This is a genomic window from Dorea hominis (assembly GCF_014287705.1).
Classification (GTDB): Bacteria; Bacillota; Clostridia; order Lachnospirales; family Lachnospiraceae; genus Dorea_D; species Dorea_D hominis.
Genome location: NZ_JACOOY010000001.1, coordinates 62622 through 82604, shown reverse-complemented (window position 1 = coordinate 82604; position 19983 = coordinate 62622). Strand labels below are relative to the sequence as shown.

Annotated in this window: 21 protein-coding genes; 20 read left to right on the top strand and 1 reads right to left on the bottom strand. The window is 42.5% G+C overall.

Features of this window, described 5'->3' with window-relative positions; translation table 11 throughout:
* The first annotated feature begins 152 nt into the window (after nt 1–152).
* The 13 genes from H8S07_RS00425 to H8S07_RS00365 all read left to right on the top strand — a co-directional run bounded on the left by H8S07_RS00425 (nt 153) and on the right by H8S07_RS00365 (nt 11953).
* A complete protein-coding gene (locus tag H8S07_RS00425) occupies nt 153–896 on the top strand; it encodes a helix-turn-helix domain-containing protein (RefSeq protein WP_158570014.1) in 744 nt (247 codons plus the stop codon).
* Between the two features lie 68 nt (nt 897–964).
* Nucleotides 965–2206, top strand: coding sequence for a D-alanyl-D-alanine carboxypeptidase family protein (locus H8S07_RS00420; RefSeq protein WP_330411786.1), 1242 nt, complete (start codon nt 965–967; stop codon nt 2204–2206).
* Between the two features lie 44 nt (nt 2207–2250).
* Entirely contained in the window at nt 2251–3054 is an 804-nt protein-coding gene (locus H8S07_RS00415) for an HAD-IIA family hydrolase (RefSeq protein WP_117537160.1), read from the top strand.
* A 3-nt stretch (nt 3055–3057) separates the two neighbouring features.
* The gene (locus H8S07_RS00410; RefSeq protein ID WP_330416704.1) at nt 3058–3924 is read left to right on the top strand and encodes a metallophosphoesterase; all 867 of its coding nucleotides are present in this window, start codon (nt 3058–3060) and stop codon (nt 3922–3924) included.
* A gap of 59 nt (nt 3925–3983) precedes the next feature.
* A complete protein-coding gene (locus H8S07_RS00405; RefSeq protein ID WP_021860530.1) occupies nt 3984–4760 on the top strand; it encodes a segregation and condensation protein A in 777 nt (258 codons plus the stop codon).
* Nucleotides 4738–5316: an SMC-Scp complex subunit ScpB gene (gene scpB / locus H8S07_RS00400; protein WP_021860529.1), complete on the top strand. Its 579-nt coding sequence runs from the start codon at nt 4738–4740 to the stop codon at nt 5314–5316. The genes H8S07_RS00405 and scpB overlap by 23 nt, the downstream gene beginning before the upstream one ends.
* 51 nt (nt 5317–5367) lie before the next feature.
* Complete coding sequence (locus H8S07_RS00395) at nt 5368–6579, top strand: D-alanyl-D-alanine carboxypeptidase family protein (RefSeq protein ID WP_186855200.1); 1212 nt, start codon at nt 5368–5370, stop codon at nt 6577–6579.
* A 128-nt stretch (nt 6580–6707) separates the two neighbouring features.
* A complete protein-coding gene (locus tag H8S07_RS00390) occupies nt 6708–7169 on the top strand; it encodes a YbaK/EbsC family protein (protein ID WP_021860527.1) in 462 nt (153 codons plus the stop codon).
* Nucleotides 7170–7399: 230 nt separating this feature from the next.
* Complete coding sequence (gene recA, locus H8S07_RS00385) at nt 7400–8464, top strand: recombinase RecA (protein ID WP_021860526.1); 1065 nt, start codon at nt 7400–7402, stop codon at nt 8462–8464.
* Nucleotides 8464–9078 carry a regulatory protein RecX gene (locus tag H8S07_RS00380; RefSeq protein ID WP_118287848.1) on the top strand — a complete coding sequence of 205 codons (615 nt, stop codon included), beginning with the start codon at nt 8464–8466 and terminating at the stop codon, nt 9076–9078. Before recA ends, H8S07_RS00380 begins: the two co-directional genes overlap by 1 nt.
* A gap of 100 nt (nt 9079–9178) precedes the next feature.
* Nucleotides 9179–10717, top strand: coding sequence for a ribonuclease Y (gene rny / locus H8S07_RS00375; protein WP_207722368.1), 1539 nt, complete (start codon nt 9179–9181; stop codon nt 10715–10717).
* A 66-nt stretch (nt 10718–10783) separates the two neighbouring features.
* A complete protein-coding gene (locus H8S07_RS00370; RefSeq protein ID WP_118287849.1) occupies nt 10784–11323 on the top strand; it encodes an NUDIX hydrolase in 540 nt (179 codons plus the stop codon).
* Nucleotides 11324–11419: 96 nt separating this feature from the next.
* Entirely contained in the window at nt 11420–11953 is a 534-nt protein-coding gene (locus H8S07_RS00365) for a stage II sporulation protein M (protein ID WP_186855199.1), read from the top strand.
* On the opposite strand, the gene H8S07_RS00360 is transcribed toward H8S07_RS00365, so the two are convergent.
* Nucleotides 11911–13287, bottom strand: coding sequence for a polysaccharide biosynthesis protein (locus H8S07_RS00360; protein WP_186855198.1), 1377 nt, complete (start codon nt 13285–13287; stop codon nt 11911–11913). The genes H8S07_RS00365 and H8S07_RS00360 overlap by 43 nt on opposite strands.
* A 159-nt stretch (nt 13288–13446) precedes the next feature.
* Here H8S07_RS00360 and H8S07_RS00355 point away from each other — a divergent pair, with 159 nt between their 5' ends.
* The 7 genes from H8S07_RS00355 to H8S07_RS00325 all read left to right on the top strand — a co-directional run bounded on the left by H8S07_RS00355 (nt 13447) and on the right by H8S07_RS00325 (nt 19966).
* Nucleotides 13447–13911 (top strand): RrF2 family transcriptional regulator, encoded by a 465-nt coding sequence (locus tag H8S07_RS00355; RefSeq protein ID WP_021860520.1) that lies wholly within the window; start codon nt 13447–13449, stop codon nt 13909–13911.
* An 18-nt stretch (nt 13912–13929) separates the two neighbouring features.
* Complete coding sequence (gene nifS / locus H8S07_RS00350) at nt 13930–15111, top strand: cysteine desulfurase NifS (protein ID WP_117537166.1); 1182 nt, start codon at nt 13930–13932, stop codon at nt 15109–15111.
* A gap of 44 nt (nt 15112–15155) precedes the next feature.
* Nucleotides 15156–15599 (top strand): Fe-S cluster assembly scaffold protein NifU, encoded by a 444-nt coding sequence (gene nifU, locus H8S07_RS00345; RefSeq protein ID WP_021860518.1) that lies wholly within the window; start codon nt 15156–15158, stop codon nt 15597–15599.
* Nucleotides 15600–15626: 27 nt separating this feature from the next.
* Nucleotides 15627–16712: a tRNA 2-thiouridine(34) synthase MnmA gene (gene mnmA, locus H8S07_RS00340; protein ID WP_117537402.1), complete on the top strand. Its 1086-nt coding sequence runs from the start codon at nt 15627–15629 to the stop codon at nt 16710–16712.
* A 48-nt stretch (nt 16713–16760) separates the two neighbouring features.
* The gene (locus tag H8S07_RS00335) at nt 16761–17564 is read left to right on the top strand and encodes a histidinol-phosphatase HisJ family protein (protein ID WP_118659896.1); all 804 of its coding nucleotides are present in this window, start codon (nt 16761–16763) and stop codon (nt 17562–17564) included.
* A gap of 124 nt (nt 17565–17688) precedes the next feature.
* Complete coding sequence (gene gap / locus H8S07_RS00330; RefSeq protein WP_021860514.1) at nt 17689–18702, top strand: type I glyceraldehyde-3-phosphate dehydrogenase; 1014 nt, start codon at nt 17689–17691, stop codon at nt 18700–18702.
* 70 nt (nt 18703–18772) lie between these two features.
* Nucleotides 18773–19966, top strand: a complete 1194-nt coding sequence (locus H8S07_RS00325) for a phosphoglycerate kinase (protein WP_021860513.1) — start codon at nt 18773–18775, stop codon at nt 19964–19966.
* Nucleotides 19967–19983: the final 17 nt, after the last annotated feature.

Sequence of the window (19983 nt, the reverse complement as noted above, 5' to 3'; positions counted from 1 at the left end):
TATATTATGACACGAAAAACTTGTATTTTCAAGAAAAAATCATGCGAAATACACAATTTGAAGGATGAAAATATAACTCAACTGACAGTGTGGTGAGAAAAATAAGAAATTATGTTATGATATGGGCAGTGAATCAGAGAGGAGTACAGAATATGATTGATGTACGGAAGACGGGAAAATTTATAGCACAGTGCAGACATGAAAAAAATCTGACACAGAAAGAATTAGGAGACAGACTGAATGTAACAGACCGTGCAGTTTCCAAATGGGAAAACGGAAGGTCCTTTCCAGATGTGAATCTGATCGAGGAGATTTGCAGAGAGCTGGATATCGAAGTAAGTGAACTGTTGGCCGGGAAAAAGATAGAACCGGAGCATTATAAAGAAGAGACCGAAAAGATGCTTATGGGAACAGTAAGAGAAAATACGATGCACAGGTTTCAGCTGATTATTTATCTGTTGATGACTTTACCATATGTATTAATATTATTGCCGATATTATGGGGGGATCCGGTATGGATGTTGAATGTACTGTTCTGGCCAGAAGGAAATGTATTGCTACTAAAAGGACGAAGCATATTGTTGATTGGTCTTATTATAGTGTTCATGTGGTGTGGTTCCTATCTGGAACGTTACCTGCCGGAAAAAAATCTCAGACATTCCAGCAAGAAAGTAGAACTGTTTTATGCAACTATGGGAGCTGCATGGATGATCTGTAGTGTTGGCGCAGGTGCTGTAATAAATGGAATTAAAGCAGGTGGTATAGAAGGAATTGCAGCGGCAGGTATTGGAACAGTGATAACGGTTAGATGCAGTATCATTTATTTCAAGAGAGCGATAGAAACAGCAAGAGCAAACAAAGAAAAGTATGAAGAGGAGAACCCGGAGGAAAAATAGATTTTACTCATATTTTATGTAAGCATTTATTATATTAGTAGTAACTACATAAAATTGGTGGATGCCGGATGAAACAGATTATAAAAAGAGGGATAGTGTTTTTGCTAGCGGTTGTTATGATGACCTGCCAGAGCAGTATCTTAAGTCTGGCGGAAGAAGAAAGGGAAACTACAGAAAATACAGATAATGAAGAAAAAGAGCAGAAGGAGACAGAGGATACAAAAGAAATGGTATCGGCTCCGTCTGCTCTTTTAATGGAAGTATCGACTGGGAAAGTTTTGTATGAAAAGAATGCAGATGAGAAACGCCCGCCTGCAAGCGTAACGAAGATTATGACACTTCTGCTTGTATTTGACGCACTGGATGCTGGAAAAATAAAACTGGAAGATCCGGTGACCGTTTCTGAGTATGCTGCATCTATGGGTGGTTCCCAGGTATTTCTTGAACCGGGAGAGACACAGAGCGTTAAGACGATGATCAAATGTATTGCTGTGGCAAGCGCCAATGATGCGGCAGTGGCAATGGCAGAACATGTCGGAGGCAGTGAGAAAGTGTTTGTCGGACAGATGAATAAGCGAGCAGAAGAGCTGGGAATGATGCATACACATTTTAAGAACTGTAACGGTCTGGATACAGACGGACATGAGACAACAGCAAGAGATATTGCAAAAATGTCGAGAGAGATGCTGCGTAAACACCCTCAGATTGAAAAGTATTGCAAAATCTGGATGGAAGACATTACACACGAGACGAAAAAAGGAAAGACAACATTCGGACTTAGCAATACGAATAAACTGATCAGGCATTATGCATATGCAACCGGACTGAAAACAGGTTCTACCGGAAAAGCAAAATTCTGCATTTCTGCGACTGCAAAAAAAGACGATGTAGAACTGATCGCAGTGATCATGGCGGCAGATGACAGTAAGAAGCGGATGAAAGATGCCATTTCTCTTCTGGAATATGGATTCGGCTCATGCAAAGTATACCGGGAGAAAGAAAATCTGAAATTAAAAGAGATAAAACTGATACGCGGCAAAAAAGATATGTTTAAAATTATGACGGAAAAAAGGTTTTCCTATGTCCTGTCACAGGGAGAAGATATATCCAAAATCAAGCGTTCTCTTCATATAAAGAAGAATCTGCATGCACCGGTGAAGAAAGGTGACAAAGTGGGAACAATAGAATATACACTGGATGGAAAGTCGATTGGAACTGTTCCGGTTGTATCGAAAGAAAGTATCGGCAGACAGAGATTATTTGATGTTATCCGGGAGTTTGCGTCTTCTTTTCTGTTTGCAAAGTCCTGACATTAATTATATACTGTTACTGAATGAAATGAAGGAGAACATATATGCTGAAAGACAAAAGATATTTTTTATTTGACATAGACGGAACATTGGCAGTGGACGAGACTTTATATGACGGAACAAAAGAACTGCTGGATTATATAGAGGAAATTGGAGGAAAATCCTTTTATATCACAAATAATTCTGTGAAAAGCAGAAAAGATTATATAGAAAAATTTGCCCGCTGGGGGATCCGGGCGGAGGCATCCCAGTTTATGACAGCATCTTATGCAACCTGTGAGTATTTGAAAGCGCACTATGCCGGAAAAAAGCTTTTCGTTCTCGGTACACCATCTTTCAGAAAAGAAGTAGAAGAATGTGGATTGTTTGTAACAGAGCAGGTAGAGCCGGATGTTGCCTGTGTTGTGGCAGGATTTGACCGGACGCTTCATTATGGAAAAATCGAGACAGCCTGTGAATTGCTTCTTCGCACGGAAGTGGATTATATCGGTACAAATCCAGATTACCGTTGTCCGACAGCGTTCGGCTTTGTGCCGGATTGTGGTGGAATCTGTGAAATGTTAAAAGTGACGGTTGACCGGACGCCTTATTATGTCGGGAAACCGAATCCGGAGATTGTACGGATGTGTATGGAACAGGTGAATGCCAGGCCGGAAGAAGTGCTGGTAGTCGGAGACCGTTTGTATACGGATATTGCCTGTGGCATCAATGCCGGAGTGCAGACGGCACTCGTCTATACAGGGGAAGCAAAGCCGGAAGACTTAAAAGAGACAGAATATATGCCGGATTATGCATTCGCAGATATTCGTACACTGTTGCAGGCATTTAAGAGGGCAAAAGGAGAGTAAGCCGTGCAGATCATAGCAGAAATTATTCTCGTTCTGGCTATTCTTGCCGGAATCGAGATTTACAGAGAAGTACATTGTTTTAAGAGAACCGATTATGCGATCGTATCTGAAAAACTGAATATTCCGGAAGGGAAAGAAAAGAAAATTGTATTTTTAAGTGATCTTCATAATCAGCAATACGGACAGAATAATGAGAACCTTGTAAAAGCGATCCGTGAGTCTGATCCGGATTTTATCTGGATTGGCGGTGATATGTTGATCGGAAAAGAAGATACCGATTATACGCCGGCGCTTTCTTTTGTAAAAGAAATAACCGGGATCTGCCCGGTTTATTGTGCGAGTGGTAACCACGAGCAGCGTATGAAAGAGAACCCGGAAGATTATCAATATTCTTATGTGGAATACAAAGAAGTATTGGAGGCTTACGGAGTACATTTTCTGGAAAATGAAACAGTGCGTTTTGCGGAGTATAATATCACACTTCGCGGGCTGGAGATTCCGTTAGCCTGTTATCGGCGTTTCCGGAAAGGTACGCTTACTGTGGAAGAAATAATCGAACGGATCGGACAGCCAGATGAGACAACGTACGAGGTATTGCTTGCACATAATCCAACTTATATGGAGACATATCAGAAGTGGGGGGCGGATCTTGTGCTGTCCGGACATCTGCATGGAGGTGTGGTGAGAATACCGGGAATCTTAGGGGTTATTTCTCCGGCATTTGAACTATTTCCGAAATATTCAGGTGATCTGTACCGGGATGGCGACAAAATCAGTGTTGTAAGCAAAGGTCTTGGAACGCATACATTTCATATCCGTCTGTGGAATCCGGCGGAATTTATCGTATTGCATTTGAAAACTTGTAATTAACAGGAAAATTCTGTATAATAAATAAGTTACGGTATATGAAAATAATGTGAGGATGAGAAATGGGAATTCCGGTAAAACTACAGGTGTTTGAAGGTCCGTTGGATCTGCTTTTACATTTAATAGACAAAAATAAAATAGATATTTATGATATTCCAATCGTAGAGATCACAAACCAGTACATGGACTACATCAAAGCCATGGAACGGGAAGATCTGAATATTATGAGTGAGTTCCTCGTTATGGCGGCTACGCTTCTGGATATTAAGTGCCGGATGCTACTTCCAAAAGAAGTGACGGAAGACGGGGAAGAGGAAGATCCGAGACAGGAATTAGTAGAACAGTTACTGGAATATAAGATGTATAAATTCATGTCCTATGAGTTGAAGGACAGAGAGACAGATTCGGAAGGAATCCTGTACAAGGAAGCAACTATTCCGGAAGAAGTCATGGAATATGTGGAGCCGGTCGATCTGGACAAGCTATTAGGAGATCTTACGCTGGCAAAACTGAACCGTATTTTCAAAGATGTCATGAGACGTCAGGTGGACAAAGTCGATCCGGTGCGGAGCAAATTCGGTAAAATCGAAAAAGAAGAAGTGACGCTGACAGACAAGCTTGGCTATGTTTATGAGTATGCAAAGGAACACAGAAACTTTAGTTTCCGGAGTCTTCTGACAAAGCAAAGTTCAAAAACACAGGTTGTGGTAACATTTCTTGCGATTTTGCAGATGATGAAGGAAGGACAGATCAGTATCAGTCAGGAACAGCCGTTTGATGACATTCTGATCACTTCGCATGTAGGAGAAGAAAGGTATGGAGACAGTGGAGATCAATAGATTAGAAAGCGCAATAGAAGCAATTTTATTTACAATGGGAGACTCTGTGGAACTTGGCAAGATTGCATCTGCCATTGAACACGATGAAGAGACAACAAGAAAGATCGTCCATCAGATGATGGATAAATACCAGGCAGAAGACCGTGGAATCCAGATCGTAGAACTGGAGGATTCTTTCCAGTTATGTACGAAAAAGCAAAATTATGATTATCTGATCCGTATCGCCAAACAGCCGAGACGGTATGTGCTTACAGATGTCCTGCTGGAAACGTTGTCGATTATTGCGTACAAACAGCCGGTGACGAAGCTGGAGGTTGAAAAGATCAGAGGTGTGAAGTCGGATCATGCAGTGAATAAACTGGTGGAATATAACCTTGCCTGTGAAGTGGGAAGGCTGGATGCGCCGGGTAAACCGATTTTGTTTGGAACGACAGAAGAATTTCTGCGCAGATTCAGTATCCAGTCTGTAGATGATCTTCCGGTTCTGAATCCGGAACAGGTGGAGCATTTCAAATCAGAAGCGGAAGAAGAAGTGCAGCTAAAATTAGATGTATAGATTCTGGACTGTCTGCATACATTTAGGATAGTAATGTATGGGCGGTGCAATATGAAAAATAGAAGAAACAGAGCATGTATTTTGCTTATCGTTTTTCTTGTGAGTTGGTGGAGCCGGAAACCGGTTGCAGTTAAAGCAGAGGGAGAACAGTTTGCAGAACAGTTATACGCCCGGTCGGCAGTCCTGATGGATGCAGATAGTGGGCGTATTTTATTTGAAAAAGAAGGAAATGCGGTGCGCCCGATGGCAAGCACAACGAAGATTATGACGTGTATTCTGGCACTGGAAGAAGGAAAAACAGACAGTGAAGTAAAAGTATCAGAAAAGGCATGCCGACAGCCACAGGTCCGTCTCGGCGTGCGGAAAGGAGAAAATTACAGACTGAAAGATCTGTTATATTCGCTGATGCTGGAGTCCCATAACGACAGTGCAGTGCTGGTTGCGGAAAACGTTGCCGGGAGTGTACAGGAATTTGCTGTGGAAATGAATAAAAAAGCGAAAGAGATTGGATGCAAAGATACACACTTTGTGACACCGAACGGTCTGGATGGAACAGATGAAAAAGGTGCACATCGGACGACAGCAGAAGATCTTGCACGGATTTTCCGATATTGCATCACAGAATCGCCAAAACGAGAACAGTTTCTTGAGATTACACGAAAGGAGATGTATTCGTTCCAGAACATCGAGCAGACAAGGACATTTTCCTGCCGGAATCATAATGCGTTTTTGAAAATGATGGATGGGGCACTAAGCGGAAAAACGGGATTTACAGCGAAAGCAGGATACTGCTATATCGGAGCGTTAAAAAGTGATAACCGGACATTTATTGTGGTACTTCTTGCCTGCGGGTGGCCAGGGAACCGTTCTTATAAATGGAAAGATACGAGAAAACTGATGGAGTATGGACTGAAAAATTATCAAAAGGCAGAGTTTCCGGATGAAGAAGGAATCCAGGTATATATAAAGGATGCTGTAAATAAAGGAAATCCATACCAGAAAGGGGAACATCTGACGGCACATATCCAGAAAGAAACAGAGAAAATCCTGATGAGAAAAGATGAAAAATTGGAAGTAAAAAAGAAGATTCCGAAGAATCTGCATGCGCCGGTGAAAAAGGGAGAACAGATTGGTGAAGTACAGTATTTCCTTAACGGAAAAGCCGTGTGTGCCTGCCCGGTTATTGCAGATGAAACGGTAGAAGCCCGTTCACCGGGAGGATGTCTTGCGTTTGTTATGAAAAAGCTGTTTTTGTCACCATAGCATTAGGATGGAGCAATCAGTGGCAGGTTTTGCAGGTAAAAGGATTTCATATGGGACGGTTGCGCTTGTGCAAAGAAAAAAGTATAATGTTTTACATATGACAAAAGACGAAAACGAGGAATAAAAACATGGCAATTGAAAAAGTAAAAGCATATTTTAAGAATTATGGGATGGAAGACAGAGTCATGGAGAAAGATAGTTCCAGTGCAACGGTGGAAGAGGCAGCAGATGTATTAGGCTGCGAGCCGGGAAGAATCGCTAAGACACTGTCTTTTCATCTGGATGAAAAAGTAATCTTGATCGTAACGGCAGGAGATAAGAAGATTGACAATAAGAAATACCGTACAGAGTTTGGAAGCAAAGCGCATATGCTGAAATTCGAGGAAGTAGAACTGCTGGTAGGTCATGCGGTCGGCGGCGTATGTCCGTTTGCTGTCAATGAAGGCGTAGAGGTATATCTGGATGAATCACTCAAAGCTTATAAAACGGTCTATCCGGCAGCAGGAAGCGGCAACAGCATGATCCAACTTACGATTCCGGAACTGGAGCGATACGGACAGTGTAAGAAATGGATCGACGTGTGTAAATAAAGTGTGGCGATATCAGAAATTCTCTTTGACTTGTTCCGGAGAGTATGCTAGAGTAAAAATGTATTTAAGCATGCTGAATATATAAATACATTCTGTAATTCAACATCGGCACTTCGCCGGATTATTTCACAGAGAGAGACGAAAGTATATTGACAAAACAGAACAAGTGTACTACTATTGTAAACAGAAAAACGAACATGCGTTCGTCACGAGAGAAGGAGATAACTTTTATGGCAGGTAATGATACAAAGAATGAGAATAAGAAGAAGGCATTAGATGCAGCCATTGCAAAGCTGGAGAAGGATTTCGGTAAAGGTACGGTTATGAAGCTGGGAGATCCGGCAGCACAGGTTGCAGTTGAGACAATTCCGACAGGATCTCTGAGTCTGGATATCGCGCTCGGTATGGGCGGTGTGCCGAAGGGACGAATTGTAGAAATTTACGGACCGGAGTCCAGTGGTAAGACAACGGTTGCGCTTCATATGATTTCAGAAGTGCAGAAGCAGGGCGGTATTGCCGGTTTTATCGATGCAGAGCATGCGCTGGATCCGGTATATGCAAAGAATATCGGTGTAGATATTGATGAGCTTTATATCTCACAGCCGGACAGTGGAGACCAGGCGCTGGAGATTGCGGAGACGATGGTGCGCTCCGGAGCTATGGATATTATTGTTATTGATTCGGTAGCGGCTCTTGTACCGCGACAGGAGATCGAAGGAGATATGGGAGATTCACACGTTGGTCTGCAGGCAAGACTGATGTCTCAGGCGTTGCGTAAACTGACGCCTGTAATCAGCAAGTCCAATTGCGTCGTGATCTTTATTAACCAGCTGCGTGAAAAAGTCGGTGTTATGTTTGGCAATCCGGAGACAACTACCGGCGGACGTGCACTGAAGTTCTACGCATCTGTCCGTATGGATGTCAGAAGAATTGAAACATTGAAGCAGAGTGGTGAGATGATCGGTAACCGTACAAGAGTGAAGATTGTGAAGAATAAGATTGCGCCTCCGTTTAAGGAAGCAGAATTTGATATTATGTTTGGTAAGGGAATCTCCAAAGAAGGAGACATCCTTGATCTCGCAGTAAACCTTGGACTGGTAAGCAAGAGTGGATCCTGGTTTGCGTATAATGGTGATAAGATCGGGCAGGGACGTGAGAATGCCAAGAACTATCTGACCGAACACCCGGATATCATGGAGGAACTGGATCACAAGATCCGCAAGCACTATGCATTTGAAGACGGTGAAGAGGAAGAAGAACAGACAGAGACTCCAAAGAAAGCTGAGAAAGAGTAATGACAGTCACCAGAGTGGAACCACTGACAAAGACAAAGTTCCGCATCTATATAGATGAACATCCGGCATTTGTTCTCTATCAGGGAGAGGTTAAGCGGTATCATTTGGCAGAGAGCCGGGAGATAACAGAAGACATATATCAGAAGATCCGGAGTGAGATTGTACTGAAACGTGCAAAGCTTCGAGCCATGCATTTACTGACAGATATGGGGAGAACGGAGGAGCAACTCCGTACGAAGCTTAAGCGTGGAGGCTATCCGGATGATATCGTGAAGGAAGTAATTGCTTATGTGAAGTCTTTCGGTTATATCAATGATGCGGCTTATGCCCGCAGCTTTATCGACAGCAGGAAGGATAAAAAGAGCAAGAGAGAGATTTATGCGGCGTTGGCAGAGAAGGGAATCGCAAGAGATGAGATCGACGAGGCGATGGAAGAGTGCTACGGGCATGAAGATGCCAGACATGCGATCATGACTCTTCTTGCAAAGAAGCATTATGACCCGGAGACGGCGGATCATGTGCAAACCCGCAAAATACTGGGCTATCTGACGAGAAAAGGATTCCGCTATGAAGACATACGTCAAGTAATACAAGTTTCTGAGGGGAGCGCTTGACATCTTTGGTAAAACAGTATAAAATTTAAGTGTTGTATTTGTACGTTGTATTTTTACAATAAAAATTAAATAAGGAGGTGCTCCTGTGCCGGACGGAATTATGATTGCTGTTACAGTAGTGCTTGTCATAGCAGGTGTAATCATCAGTCATTTTGTTACAGTTTCGAATCTGCGTAAGAATGCAGAATCGAAGATCGGAAATGCAGAATCAAAGGCGCGTGAGATCATTGATGATGCAGTGAAGACGGCTGAGGCAAAGAAAAAGGAGTCTCTCTTGGAAATTAAAGAAGAGTCTATCAAGAACAAGAATGAACTTGAAAAAGAGACAAAGGAACGCAGAGCTGAATTACAGCGTTATGAGAAGCGTGTACTTTCCAAGGAAGAGACTTTGGACAAGAAGGCAGATGCTATAGAAAAGCGTGAAGCAGGATTTGCAGCAAAGGAAGAACAGCTCAGACAGCGTGAAACTAAAGTAGACGAGCTGAGTAAGCAAAGGGTACAGGAACTAGAAAGAATCTCAGGACTTACCTCCGAACAAGCAAAAGAATATTTGTTGAAAACTGTTGAAGAAGATGTGAAACATGACACTGCCAAGATGGTAAAAGAACTGGAAGCCCAGGCAAAGGAAGAAGCGGACAAGAAAGCAAAAGAATATGTAGTAACTGCTATTCAGCGCTGTGCCGCGGATCATGTTGCTGAGACTACGATTTCCGTAGTACAGCTTCCAAGTGATGAGATGAAGGGCAGAATTATTGGTAGAGAGGGACGTAATATTCGTACACTGGAGACGATGACAGGTGTTGAACTGATTATTGATGATACACCGGAAGCAGTTGTCTTATCCGGATTTGATCCAATAAGAAGAGAAGTTGCACGTATTGCACTTGAAAAATTAATTGTTGACGGACGTATTCATCCGGCAAGAATTGAGGAGATGGTGGAAAAGGCACAGAAAGAAGTCGATACGATGATTCGTGAAGAAGGAGAAGCAGCAGCGTTAGAAGTCGGTGTTCACGGAATCCATCCGGAACTGATCAAGCTTCTTGGACGTATGAAGTTCAGAACAAGTTATGGTCAGAATGCGCTGAAACATTCTATGGAAGTTGCACAGTTATCTGGACTTCTTGCAGGGGAAATCGGACTGGATGTCCGTACTGCTAAGAGAGCAGGACTTCTGCACGACATCGGTAAATCTATAGATCATGATGTAGAAGGATCGCATATTCAGATTGGTGTGGATCTTTGTAGAAAATACAAAGAGTCTGCAACGGTTATTAATGCTGTCGAAGCACATCATGGAGATGTAGAACCGGAAACTCTGATTGCATGTGTTGTACAGGCTGCAGATACGATTTCTGCTGCAAGACCGGGTGCGAGAAGAGAAACATTAGAAACATATACAAACAGGTTAAAACAATTAGAAGATATCACCAACCAGTTCAAGGGTGTTGATAAATCTTTTGCAATTCAAGCAGGTAGAGAGATTCGTGTTATGGTAGTTCCAGAACAAGTATCTGATGCAGATATGGTATTAATGGCCAGAGATATAGCAAAACAGATCGAGTTTGAACTCGAATATCCTGGACAGATCAAAGTCAATGTAATCCGTGAATCACGTGTTACAGACTATGCCAAGTAGAAGATAAAATAGAGGCAGAATCGGTGAATATCGGTTCTGCCTTTTGTTGTGGCAAGGAGGTAAATTATGAGCAACGAAGTAAAAAGAGTAAGCAGAGAACTGGCTTATACAGGAACAGTTCTAAAAATATACAAAGACCGTATGGAATTTTCGAATGGCAATCATGAAGACTGGGATTTTATTCACCATGACGGAGCGGCTGCCGTAATTCCGGTTATGGATGACGGCAAGATTCTGATGGTTACACAGTACCGTAATGCACTGGAGCGGGATACACTGGAAATCCCGGCAGGAAAGCTGGATGCACCAGGAGAGCCTGGAATCGAATGCGCAAGAAGAGAACTGGAAGAAGAGACCGGCTACAGGGCGGAGAATATAGAGTGGCTTATGGATCTGCGTACAACGGTTGCATTTTGTGATGAAAAGGTAGAGATTTTTCTTGCAAGGGATCTCAAACCTGCGAAACAACATTTGGATGAGAATGAATTTATCCAGGTGAAGGCATATACATTGGAGGAGTTAAGGGAGATGATCTTTACCGGCAAGATTGAAGATTCCAAGACAATCGCCTCAATTTTGGCATACGAATCCAAATACTGTCATTAAATGTATTTATTTTAGATAAGCCTCTTAAAAAACACTGTCATTAGTAAGAAGAATCCTGACATATAATAAATTATCTTTAGGTCGGGAGGCGTGGCAATGCGTGAATATACAAAAATCTGGGTAGCAGTATATGCTGCGGGAGTGATGGCAGGAATCCTATATGCGAATTTGATTGCGCAGGAGTCCATCATGCAGATGGGAATATTTGCAGAAAATCATTTAACAGAGAGTGTGAAAGTGTGCGTACCTGGACTGGAATATATATGGTACATTGTGCGTATGCGCCTGTTACCTCTTTGCATTCTTACGCTTGCAGGGGCAACAAGATGGAAAAAGGCAAGTGCGGTACTGTTTTTTCTATGGACAGGTTTTCTGGCAGGCGTATTGTTCTGCGCAGCAGTCTTACAACTTGGAATAAAAGGAATATTTATCTGCGTGCTGGCACTGCTGCCACATATGCCTTTCTATGTCGCGGCATATATGGCAATATTGATCTATTTACTGAATTATCCTGTTGTAAATCGCTGGAATATAAATAAGACAACTGGCGTGTTAATTTTGTTTGCTATCGGTATTTTCCTGGAATGCTATGTGAGCCCAGCTGTCCTTCGGTTCGCATTGAATCTGTAATGATAATGCAGATAAATGAAACAGAAACAAAACATAAATATCTGGCTTAACAGTAGTCCAGTCAGGTATCCTCGGATTCCGTATGCCGGGATGCTGAGATAGATACTTGCAATACGGATGAGTATTGTAAACATATTGATGAAAAGGGATATGCCAGCTTTACCGATTCCGTTTAAAACACTGATAAATGTTGTATTCGTATACAGAAATGGACAGATCCATGCGAGTGTAAAAATGTATCTGGATGCTAAAGGACTGTGAAAGAGACATACTCCTATAAAAGAGCTTGAAAGCAGAAGCAGGATACAACATGTGCTTCCGAGCAAAATGCACGTAGTTGTCACTTTACGTATCAGACGACGTAATTTTTGGGTATTGTTTTCTGCTTCAATCTGTGCAACAGATGGCAGGATCATTGTTGCAAGAGATCCGGTCAGCGCACTTGGAAACAGGATACACGGAAGTGCCATTCCGGTCAGCACACCGTAGATACGAAGAGATTCATTCCGATCCAGACCGTAATATTGTAGATTCCATGGAATGGAGAATGCCTCCAGACATTGCAGCAGTGTAAGCATGATCCGGCTTACGGTAAGCGGAATTGAAAAACGAAGCAGTGAAAGAAATGCCTTTAAATTATCCAGACAGCACAGCCTTCGGAGAAAAAGGATGTCTGTTGATTTGCGGGATGATAATGTCTCGGAATATGAATTTAAACTGTGGAGACAATACCATGCTGCGGCAGCTTCGCCTGCGATCATTCCAAGTACTGCAACGGAGACAGAAAAATGCTGCCCGTGTCGGATGCCAAAAGAATAGACTGCATATACAGAAAGAATTCGGACAGACTGTTCCAGAAGTTGAGACCAGGCGGGAATTTTAGCCTGTTTCATACCGAAATAATAGCCGAGGATACAGCAGTGGATGGCAGCAAAAGGAAAACAGTAAGAGAGCAGGAGCAGCAGGGGTTTGCATGCCGGTTCTTTCAACAGCGTACATGCGATGTCATGCGCATAGTGCTGCGTAAAAAGCATAAGAATCACCGAGAGAAAAACAGTATAAATCATAGAAGTAAAAAGAAGCAGGTCTGTTTCTTTTTTTTTCCCTTTAGCAACGTAACCGGCAACATGTCGGGAAAGCGCAGTCTGGATTCCGGCGCACGTTATGGCAATCCCCAGTGTATAGACCGGGAAAATGAGCTGATACAGTCCGACATTTGCTTCACCGAAGGTGTGACTTAAATACATACGGTAGAAAAAACCGAGGAATCGTGATATAAAAGCGGCAAGGGTCAGAACGAATGTTCCTTTCAGGATGATATGTTTCTCTGTCATAAACAGACTCCTTTCGGTCGGAAAACCGCTGAAAATATTATTATATTATATTTGAATGAAGTCCTTGACAGAACTTTAAGAGGGTGCTATTCTACAAAAGGAAAAAATCCTAGTAATTTAGTGGGAATTGAATTGGTAGGAATTAAAGAAGGTGATGAGATGAAGCTCTCCACGAAAGGCAGATATGGCTTAAGGGCAATGATAGATCTTGCCAGATACAGTGAAGAGGAACCGGTTTCTATTGGAAGTATTGCAATGAGACAGGGAATTTCCGAACGGTATCTGGAGCAGCTCGTGGCTAAGATGAAGAAAGCAGGTCTGGTGAAGAGTATCCGGGGAGCCTCCGGCGGGTATGTACTGGCAAAAGATTCCAGTGAGATTTCAGTGGGAGATATTTTGCGGGCACTCGAAGGAAGTCTGGAACCGGTCAAATGTGCAGCTTTTTTTTCAGAAGAAGGATGTATGGCTTCTGAAGGCTGTGTAACCAAATATGTCTGGCAGAGGATCAACGACAGCATCAATCATGCAGTTGATGAGATGATGTTAGATGAACTGGTAAAAGAAAGCAAAGAAATGAATCCACACGGTGTATATGATCATACGAAGTGTACTCATTCAGAATAGAAAATGGAGGAATTTATCATGGGTAAACTGTTATATCTTGATAACGCAGCAACAACAAAAACAGCACCGGAAGTCGTAGATGCAATGCTTCCTTATTTTACAGAGCATTATGGAAATCCTTCCAGCGTTTACAGCTTTTCGTCCGGTAATAAAGAAATGATCAGCAAACAGAGAGAAGCAATTGCTGATACACTTGGAGCCAGTGCAAATGAAATTTATTTCACAGCAGGTGGTTCAGAATCTGACAACTGGGCGTTGAAAGCAACAGCAGAAGCATATGCAGGGAAAGGCAATCACATTATTACAACAAAGATCGAGCATCATGCGATCCTTCACACTGCACAGTATCTGGAAAAAAGAGGATTTGAAGTTACTTATGTAGATGTAGATGAAGACGGAAAAGTAAAACTGGATGAATTAAAAGCAGCAATCCGTCCGACAACCATCCTGATTTCTGTTATGTTTGCAAATAACGAGATCGGAACGATCCAGCCGATCAAAGAAATCGGTGAGATTGCCAAAGAGCACGGTATTTTATTTCATACAGATGCAGTACAGGCATATGGACAGCTCCCAATTAATGTAGACGAGTGTCATATTGACATGCTCAGTGCAAGTGGACATAAATTTAACGGACCGAAAGGAATCGGTTTTCTTTATATCCGTAAAGGTGTGAAGATCCGTTCTTTCGTTCATGGTGGAGCACAGGAGAGAAAACGTCGTGCAGGTACAGAAAATGTTCCTGGAATTGTCGGAATCGGAACAGCTGCAAAGCGTGCTGCGAATACAAGAGAAGAGAGAGTGGCAAAAGAGATCGAGGTCAGAGATTATCTGATTGATCGTGTATTGAAAGAAATTCCATACTGCCGTCTGAATGGACACAGAACTGACAGACTTCCAAACAATGCCAACTTCAGTTTCCGGTTTGTAGAAGGAGAATCTCTTCTGATCATGCTGGATATGAAAGGAATCTGTGCATCCAGCGGATCTGCATGTACATCCGGATCTCTTGATCCTTCCCATGTACTACTTGCAATCGGACTGCCTCATGAAATCGCACATGGCTCTTTGAGACTGACGATCAACGAAGAGATCACAAAAGAAGATATTGATTACGTTGTGGATAATCTGAAAGAGATCGTGGCACACCTAAGAAATATGTCACCATTATATGAAGATTTTGTAAAGAAACAGAAATAAATAACAAGACACAGACAAGATATAAGATACAGGAGGAATTTAATATGTATTCAGAAAAAGTAATGGATCATTTTCAGCATCCGAGAAATGTCGGAGAGATAGAGAACGCCAGCGGAGTAGGAACAGTTGGTAATGCAAAATGTGGAGATATCATGAGAATTTATCTTGATATCGATGAGAACCAAATCGTGCGTGATGTCAAATTCAAGACATTTGGATGCGGAGCTGCTGTAGCAACAAGCAGTATGGCGACAGAACTAGTTAAAGGAAAGTCAATCCAGGAAGCAATGGAGGTAACAAATAAAGCCGTAATGGAAGCGCTGGACGGACTTCCGCCGGTAAAAGTACACTGCTCACTTCTTGCAGAAGAAGCAATTCATGCAGCACTCTGGGACTATGCAACAAAAAATGGTATTACGATCGAAGGATTAGAGAAACCAAAGTCTGATATTCACGAAGGTGAAGAGGACGAAGAAGAGGAATATTAAAGCCGGGAGACAAACATGGAAAAAAGCATGGATAAAAAGAAGGTAGTTGTAGGCATGTCAGGAGGAGTTGACTCCTCCGTGGCTGCCTGGCTTTTAAAAAAACAGGGATACGATGTAGTAGGGGTAACGATGCAGATCTGGCAGGATGAAGATGAATTTGTCCAGGAAGAGAATGGCGGATGCTGCGGTTTAAGCGCCGTAGACGATGCCAGACGTGTAGCAGCAGCAATCGGTATCCCTTATTATGTTATGAATTTCAAGGAAGAATTCAAAGAACATGTCATTGATTATTTTGTAAATGAATATAAAAATGGAAGGACACCGAATCCGTGTATTGCCTGTAATCGATATGTAAAATGGGAATCTCTCCTGAAGAGAAGCCTGGATATCGGAGCAGATTATATCGCAACCGGTCACTATGCGAAGATCGAACAGCTTCCAAACGGACGCTATGCGCTTCATACATCCGCAACCGGAGCAAAAGACCAGACTTATGCACTCTATAATCTGACGCAGGACCAGCTTGCGAGAACACTTATGCCAGTCGGGGAATATACGAAAGACCAGATCCGTGAGCTTGCATCGGAAGTCGCACTTCAGGTGGCGCACAAACCAGACAGTCAGGATATCTGTTTTGTTCCGGATGGAGATTATGCTTCTTATATAGAAGAGTATACCGGAGAGAAGATACAGCCGGGCAATTTCGTAACAAGTGATGGAACTGTTGTAGGCAGACATAAAGGAATCATCCATTATACAGTAGGACAGAGAAAAGGTCTCGGACTTTCTCTCGGATATCCGGTATTTGTCCTTGAGATCAGACCGGAGACGAATGAAGTAGTAGTTGGTTCCAATGAAGAGTCCATGTCGCGTTATGTCCGTGCCAATGCGGTTAATTTCATGTCTGTGGAGAACCTTAAAGAACCGAAACGCGTCTGGGCGAAGATCCGTTATAATCACAGAGGCGCCTGGTGCATGGTGGAGAAAACAGGGGAAGATGAGATCCTCTGTACATTTGAAGAACCGCAGAGAGCAATTACGCCGGGACAGGCAGTTGTCCTCTATGACCAGGATTATGTGCTTGGCGGTGGAACGATCATCGGAGACAGCTAGAGAATACGAAACAGTAAATGAAAAACAGTGACAGGAGGAAATGCGATGATGCGGGCAGATGTGCATATGCATACGAATTTTTCACATGATTCAAAATCCGCACCGGAGGAGATGATCCTTGGTGCGATAGCCAAAGGGCTTCAGGCAGTCTGTTTTACGGATCACCACGACAAAGATGATTTTGCATGGGGACCGGAAGAAGTGTTTAAGCCGGAAGAATATTTTAAAGTAATGCCGCCGCTGCGGGACAAATACAAAGATAAGATTGATGTACGGATCGGTGTAGAAATCGGACTTCAGCCTTATCTGGAACCGTTTTACCGGGAATTTGTAAAAAAATATCCATTTGATTTTGTGATTGGATCCGTACATTCCACACATAAACTGGATATCGCACACGGAGAGATCTTTGATGGAAAAACAGATGAAGAAGTTTACCGGGAAGTTCTGGAAGAGATGCTGGAAGATGTCCGTATTTATGAAGATTATGATGTGCTCGGACATCTGGATTATATGATCCGTTATGGAAAAGATAAAGAACAGGCATATTCGTATCTGAAATATGCAGAGCTGATCGATGAGATCCTGAAAAATATCATTGCAAAAGGCAAAGGACTTGAACTCAATATGGCAGGATTAAAATATGGACTTCCATATGCACACCCACACCCGGATGTATTAAAAAGATACCGGGAGTTAGGTGGAGAGATCATCACAGTCGGTGCAGACGGACACTGTCCGGAGCATATTGCATGGGATTTTGACAAGGCAAATGGCATATTGCGGGCATGCGGTTTTACATATTATACAGAATTTAAGCAAAGAAAGCCTGTTTTTAAGCAACTTTCATAAAAATATAGAAGACACTTGAACTTTTGTACCAGATTTAGTACAATTAAGCCAGTTGGGAGTGCTTTAAAATGTTAAAGCGTTCACAATAAAGTATAGTTAGAATAAACTTTAGGAGGAATTGATCATGGCAGTAAAAGTAGCGATTAATGGTTTTGGACGTATTGGACGTCTGGCATTCAGACAGATGTTTGGAGCAGAGGGATATGAAGTAGTTGCAATCAACGACTTAACATCTCCTAAGATGCTTGCTCACCTGTTAAAATATGATTCATCACAGGGAAAATATGCACTGGCTGATACAGTAGAAGCTACAGAAGATTCCATCATTGTTGACGGAAAAGAAATCAAAATTTATGCAAAGGCTAACGCTGAGGAACTTCCTTGGGGAGAAATCGGAGTAGACGTTGTCCTTGAGTGTACAGGTTTCTACACATCTAAAGAGAAAGCATCTGCACACATCAAAGCAGGAGCAAGAAAAGTTGTTATTTCCGCACCGGCAGGAAACGATCTTCCTACAATCGTATACAATGTAAACCATACAGAACTGAAACCGGAAGACACAGTTATTTCCGCAGCTTCTTGTACAACAAACTGCTTAGCTCCAATGGCTAAAGCATTGAACGACCTTGCATCTATCAAATCTGGTATCATGTGCACAATCCATGCTTACACAGGAGATCAGATGACACTTGACGGACCGCAGAGAAAAGGTGATTTAAGAAGATCCCGTGCTGCTGCAGTTAATATCGTACCTAACAGCACAGGTGCTGCAAAAGCAATCGGTCTTGTTATTCCAGAATTAAATGGAAAATTAATCGGATCTGCTCAGCGTGTTCCAACACCTACAGGATCTACAACAATTCTTACAGCAGTTGTTGACGGAACAGTTACAGTTGACGAAGTAAATGCAGCTATGAAAGCAGCTTCTACAGAGTCTTTCGGATATAACACAGATGAGATCGTTTCAAGCGACATCGTAGGAATGAGATATGGTTCTTTATTTGATGCTACTCAGACAATGGTTCTGCCATTAGACAACGGAACAACAGAAGTTCAGGTTGTATCTTGGTATGACAATGAGAATTCTTACACAAGCCAGATGGTAAGAACAATCAAATACTTCTCTGAATTAGCTTAATTATGACTCAAAAAAGGGTCCGGTCTTATTGGACCGGGCCTCTTTTTTTGAATATTAGGAGGTAAACGATATGCTTAACAAAAAATCAGTTGATGACATCAACGTAAAAGGAAAAAAGGTACTCGTAAGATGCGATTTTAACGTACCGCTTATCGATGGTAAGATCACAGATGAGAATCGTCTTGTAGCAGCTCTTCCAACAATCAAGAAGCTGATTGCAGACGGAGGTAAGGTTATTCTTTGTTCTCACCTTGGAAAGCCGAAGGGAGAGCCAGTACCGGAGCTGTCTCTGGCACCGGTTGCAGTACGCTTATCAGAACTGCTCGGACAGGAAGTTAAATTTGCAGCAGACAGAGAAGTCGTAGGCGAGAATGCAAAAGCAGCAGTAGCTGCAATGAAAGACGGAGATGTTATTCTTCTTGAGAATACCCGTTACAGAGCAGAAGAGACAAAGAACGGGGATGCATTCAGCAAAGAACTCGCTTCTCTTTGCGATGTATTTGTAAATGATGCATTTGGTACAGCACATCGTGCGCACTGTTCCAATGTGGGTGTTACAAAATATGTGGATACAGCAGTTGTAGGATATCTTATGCAGAAAGAGATCGATTTCCTCGGAAATGCAGTAAACAATCCGACAAGACCGTTTGTTGCGATCCTTGGAGGAGCCAAAGTATCCAGCAAGATTTCTGTAATCAACAACCTGCTTGACAAAGTTGACACACTGATCATTGGTGGTGGAATGTCTTATACATTTGCAAAAGCAGAAGGTGGTACAGTTGGTAAGTCCCTTCTGGAAGAAGATTACTGCCAGTATGCACTGGACATGAAAAAGAAAGCAGAAGAAAAAGGTGTAAAACTTCTTCTTCCTGTAGATAACGTAATCGCAGATGATTTCTCTAACGATGCAAATATCAAAGTTGTAAAACGTGGCGAGATTCCGGACGGATGGGAAGGACTTGACATCGGACCAGAAACGATCAAGATTTTCTGTGATGCAGTAAAAGACGCAAAGACAGTTGTATGGAACGGACCAATGGGATGTTTCGAGATGCCGAACTTTGCAAAAGGAACAGAAGCAGTAGCAAAAGCGCTTGCTGATACAGAAGCTACTACAATTATCGGCGGCGGCGATTCTGCAGCAGCTGTTAACCAGCTTGGATACGGTGATAAGATGACTCATATCTCTACTGGTGGCGGTGCATCCTTAGAGTTCCTGGAAGGAAAGGAACTGCCGGGTGTTGCAGCTGCAAATGATAAGTAAAGACTTACAAATATAAA

Excerpts from the sequence above, each read along its gene's own strand:
- H8S07_RS00425 (WP_158570014.1), top strand. The coding sequence starts at position 153 with ATGATTGATGTACGGAAGACGGGAAAATTTATAGCACAGTGCAGACAT.
- H8S07_RS00420 (WP_330411786.1), top strand. The coding sequence starts at position 965 with ATGAAACAGATTATAAAAAGAGGGATAGTGTTTTTGCTAGCGGTTGTT.
- H8S07_RS00415 (WP_117537160.1), top strand. The coding sequence starts at position 2,251 with ATGCTGAAAGACAAAAGATATTTTTTATTTGACATAGACGGAACATTG.
- H8S07_RS00405 (WP_021860530.1), top strand. The coding sequence starts at position 3,984 with ATGGGAATTCCGGTAAAACTACAGGTGTTTGAAGGTCCGTTGGATCTG.
- scpB (WP_021860529.1), top strand. The coding sequence starts at position 4,738 with ATGGAGACAGTGGAGATCAATAGATTAGAAAGCGCAATAGAAGCAATT.
- H8S07_RS00395 (WP_186855200.1), top strand. The coding sequence starts at position 5,368 with ATGAAAAATAGAAGAAACAGAGCATGTATTTTGCTTATCGTTTTTCTT.
- H8S07_RS00390 (WP_021860527.1), top strand. The coding sequence starts at position 6,708 with ATGGCAATTGAAAAAGTAAAAGCATATTTTAAGAATTATGGGATGGAA.
- recA (WP_021860526.1), top strand. The coding sequence starts at position 7,400 with ATGGCAGGTAATGATACAAAGAATGAGAATAAGAAGAAGGCATTAGAT.
- H8S07_RS00380 (WP_118287848.1), top strand. The coding sequence starts at position 8,464 with ATGACAGTCACCAGAGTGGAACCACTGACAAAGACAAAGTTCCGCATC.
- rny (WP_207722368.1), top strand. The coding sequence starts at position 9,179 with ATGATTGCTGTTACAGTAGTGCTTGTCATAGCAGGTGTAATCATCAGT.
- H8S07_RS00370 (WP_118287849.1), top strand. The coding sequence starts at position 10,784 with ATGAGCAACGAAGTAAAAAGAGTAAGCAGAGAACTGGCTTATACAGGA.
- H8S07_RS00365 (WP_186855199.1), top strand. The coding sequence starts at position 11,420 with ATGCGTGAATATACAAAAATCTGGGTAGCAGTATATGCTGCGGGAGTG.
- H8S07_RS00360 (WP_186855198.1), bottom strand. The coding sequence starts at position 13,287 with ATGACAGAGAAACATATCATCCTGAAAGGAACATTCGTTCTGACCCTT.
- H8S07_RS00355 (WP_021860520.1), top strand. The coding sequence starts at position 13,447 with ATGAAGCTCTCCACGAAAGGCAGATATGGCTTAAGGGCAATGATAGAT.
- nifS (WP_117537166.1), top strand. The coding sequence starts at position 13,930 with ATGGGTAAACTGTTATATCTTGATAACGCAGCAACAACAAAAACAGCA.
- nifU (WP_021860518.1), top strand. The coding sequence starts at position 15,156 with ATGTATTCAGAAAAAGTAATGGATCATTTTCAGCATCCGAGAAATGTC.
- mnmA (WP_117537402.1), top strand. The coding sequence starts at position 15,627 with ATGGATAAAAAGAAGGTAGTTGTAGGCATGTCAGGAGGAGTTGACTCC.
- H8S07_RS00335 (WP_118659896.1), top strand. The coding sequence starts at position 16,761 with ATGCGGGCAGATGTGCATATGCATACGAATTTTTCACATGATTCAAAA.
- gap (WP_021860514.1), top strand. The coding sequence starts at position 17,689 with ATGGCAGTAAAAGTAGCGATTAATGGTTTTGGACGTATTGGACGTCTG.
- H8S07_RS00325 (WP_021860513.1), top strand. The coding sequence starts at position 18,773 with ATGCTTAACAAAAAATCAGTTGATGACATCAACGTAAAAGGAAAAAAG.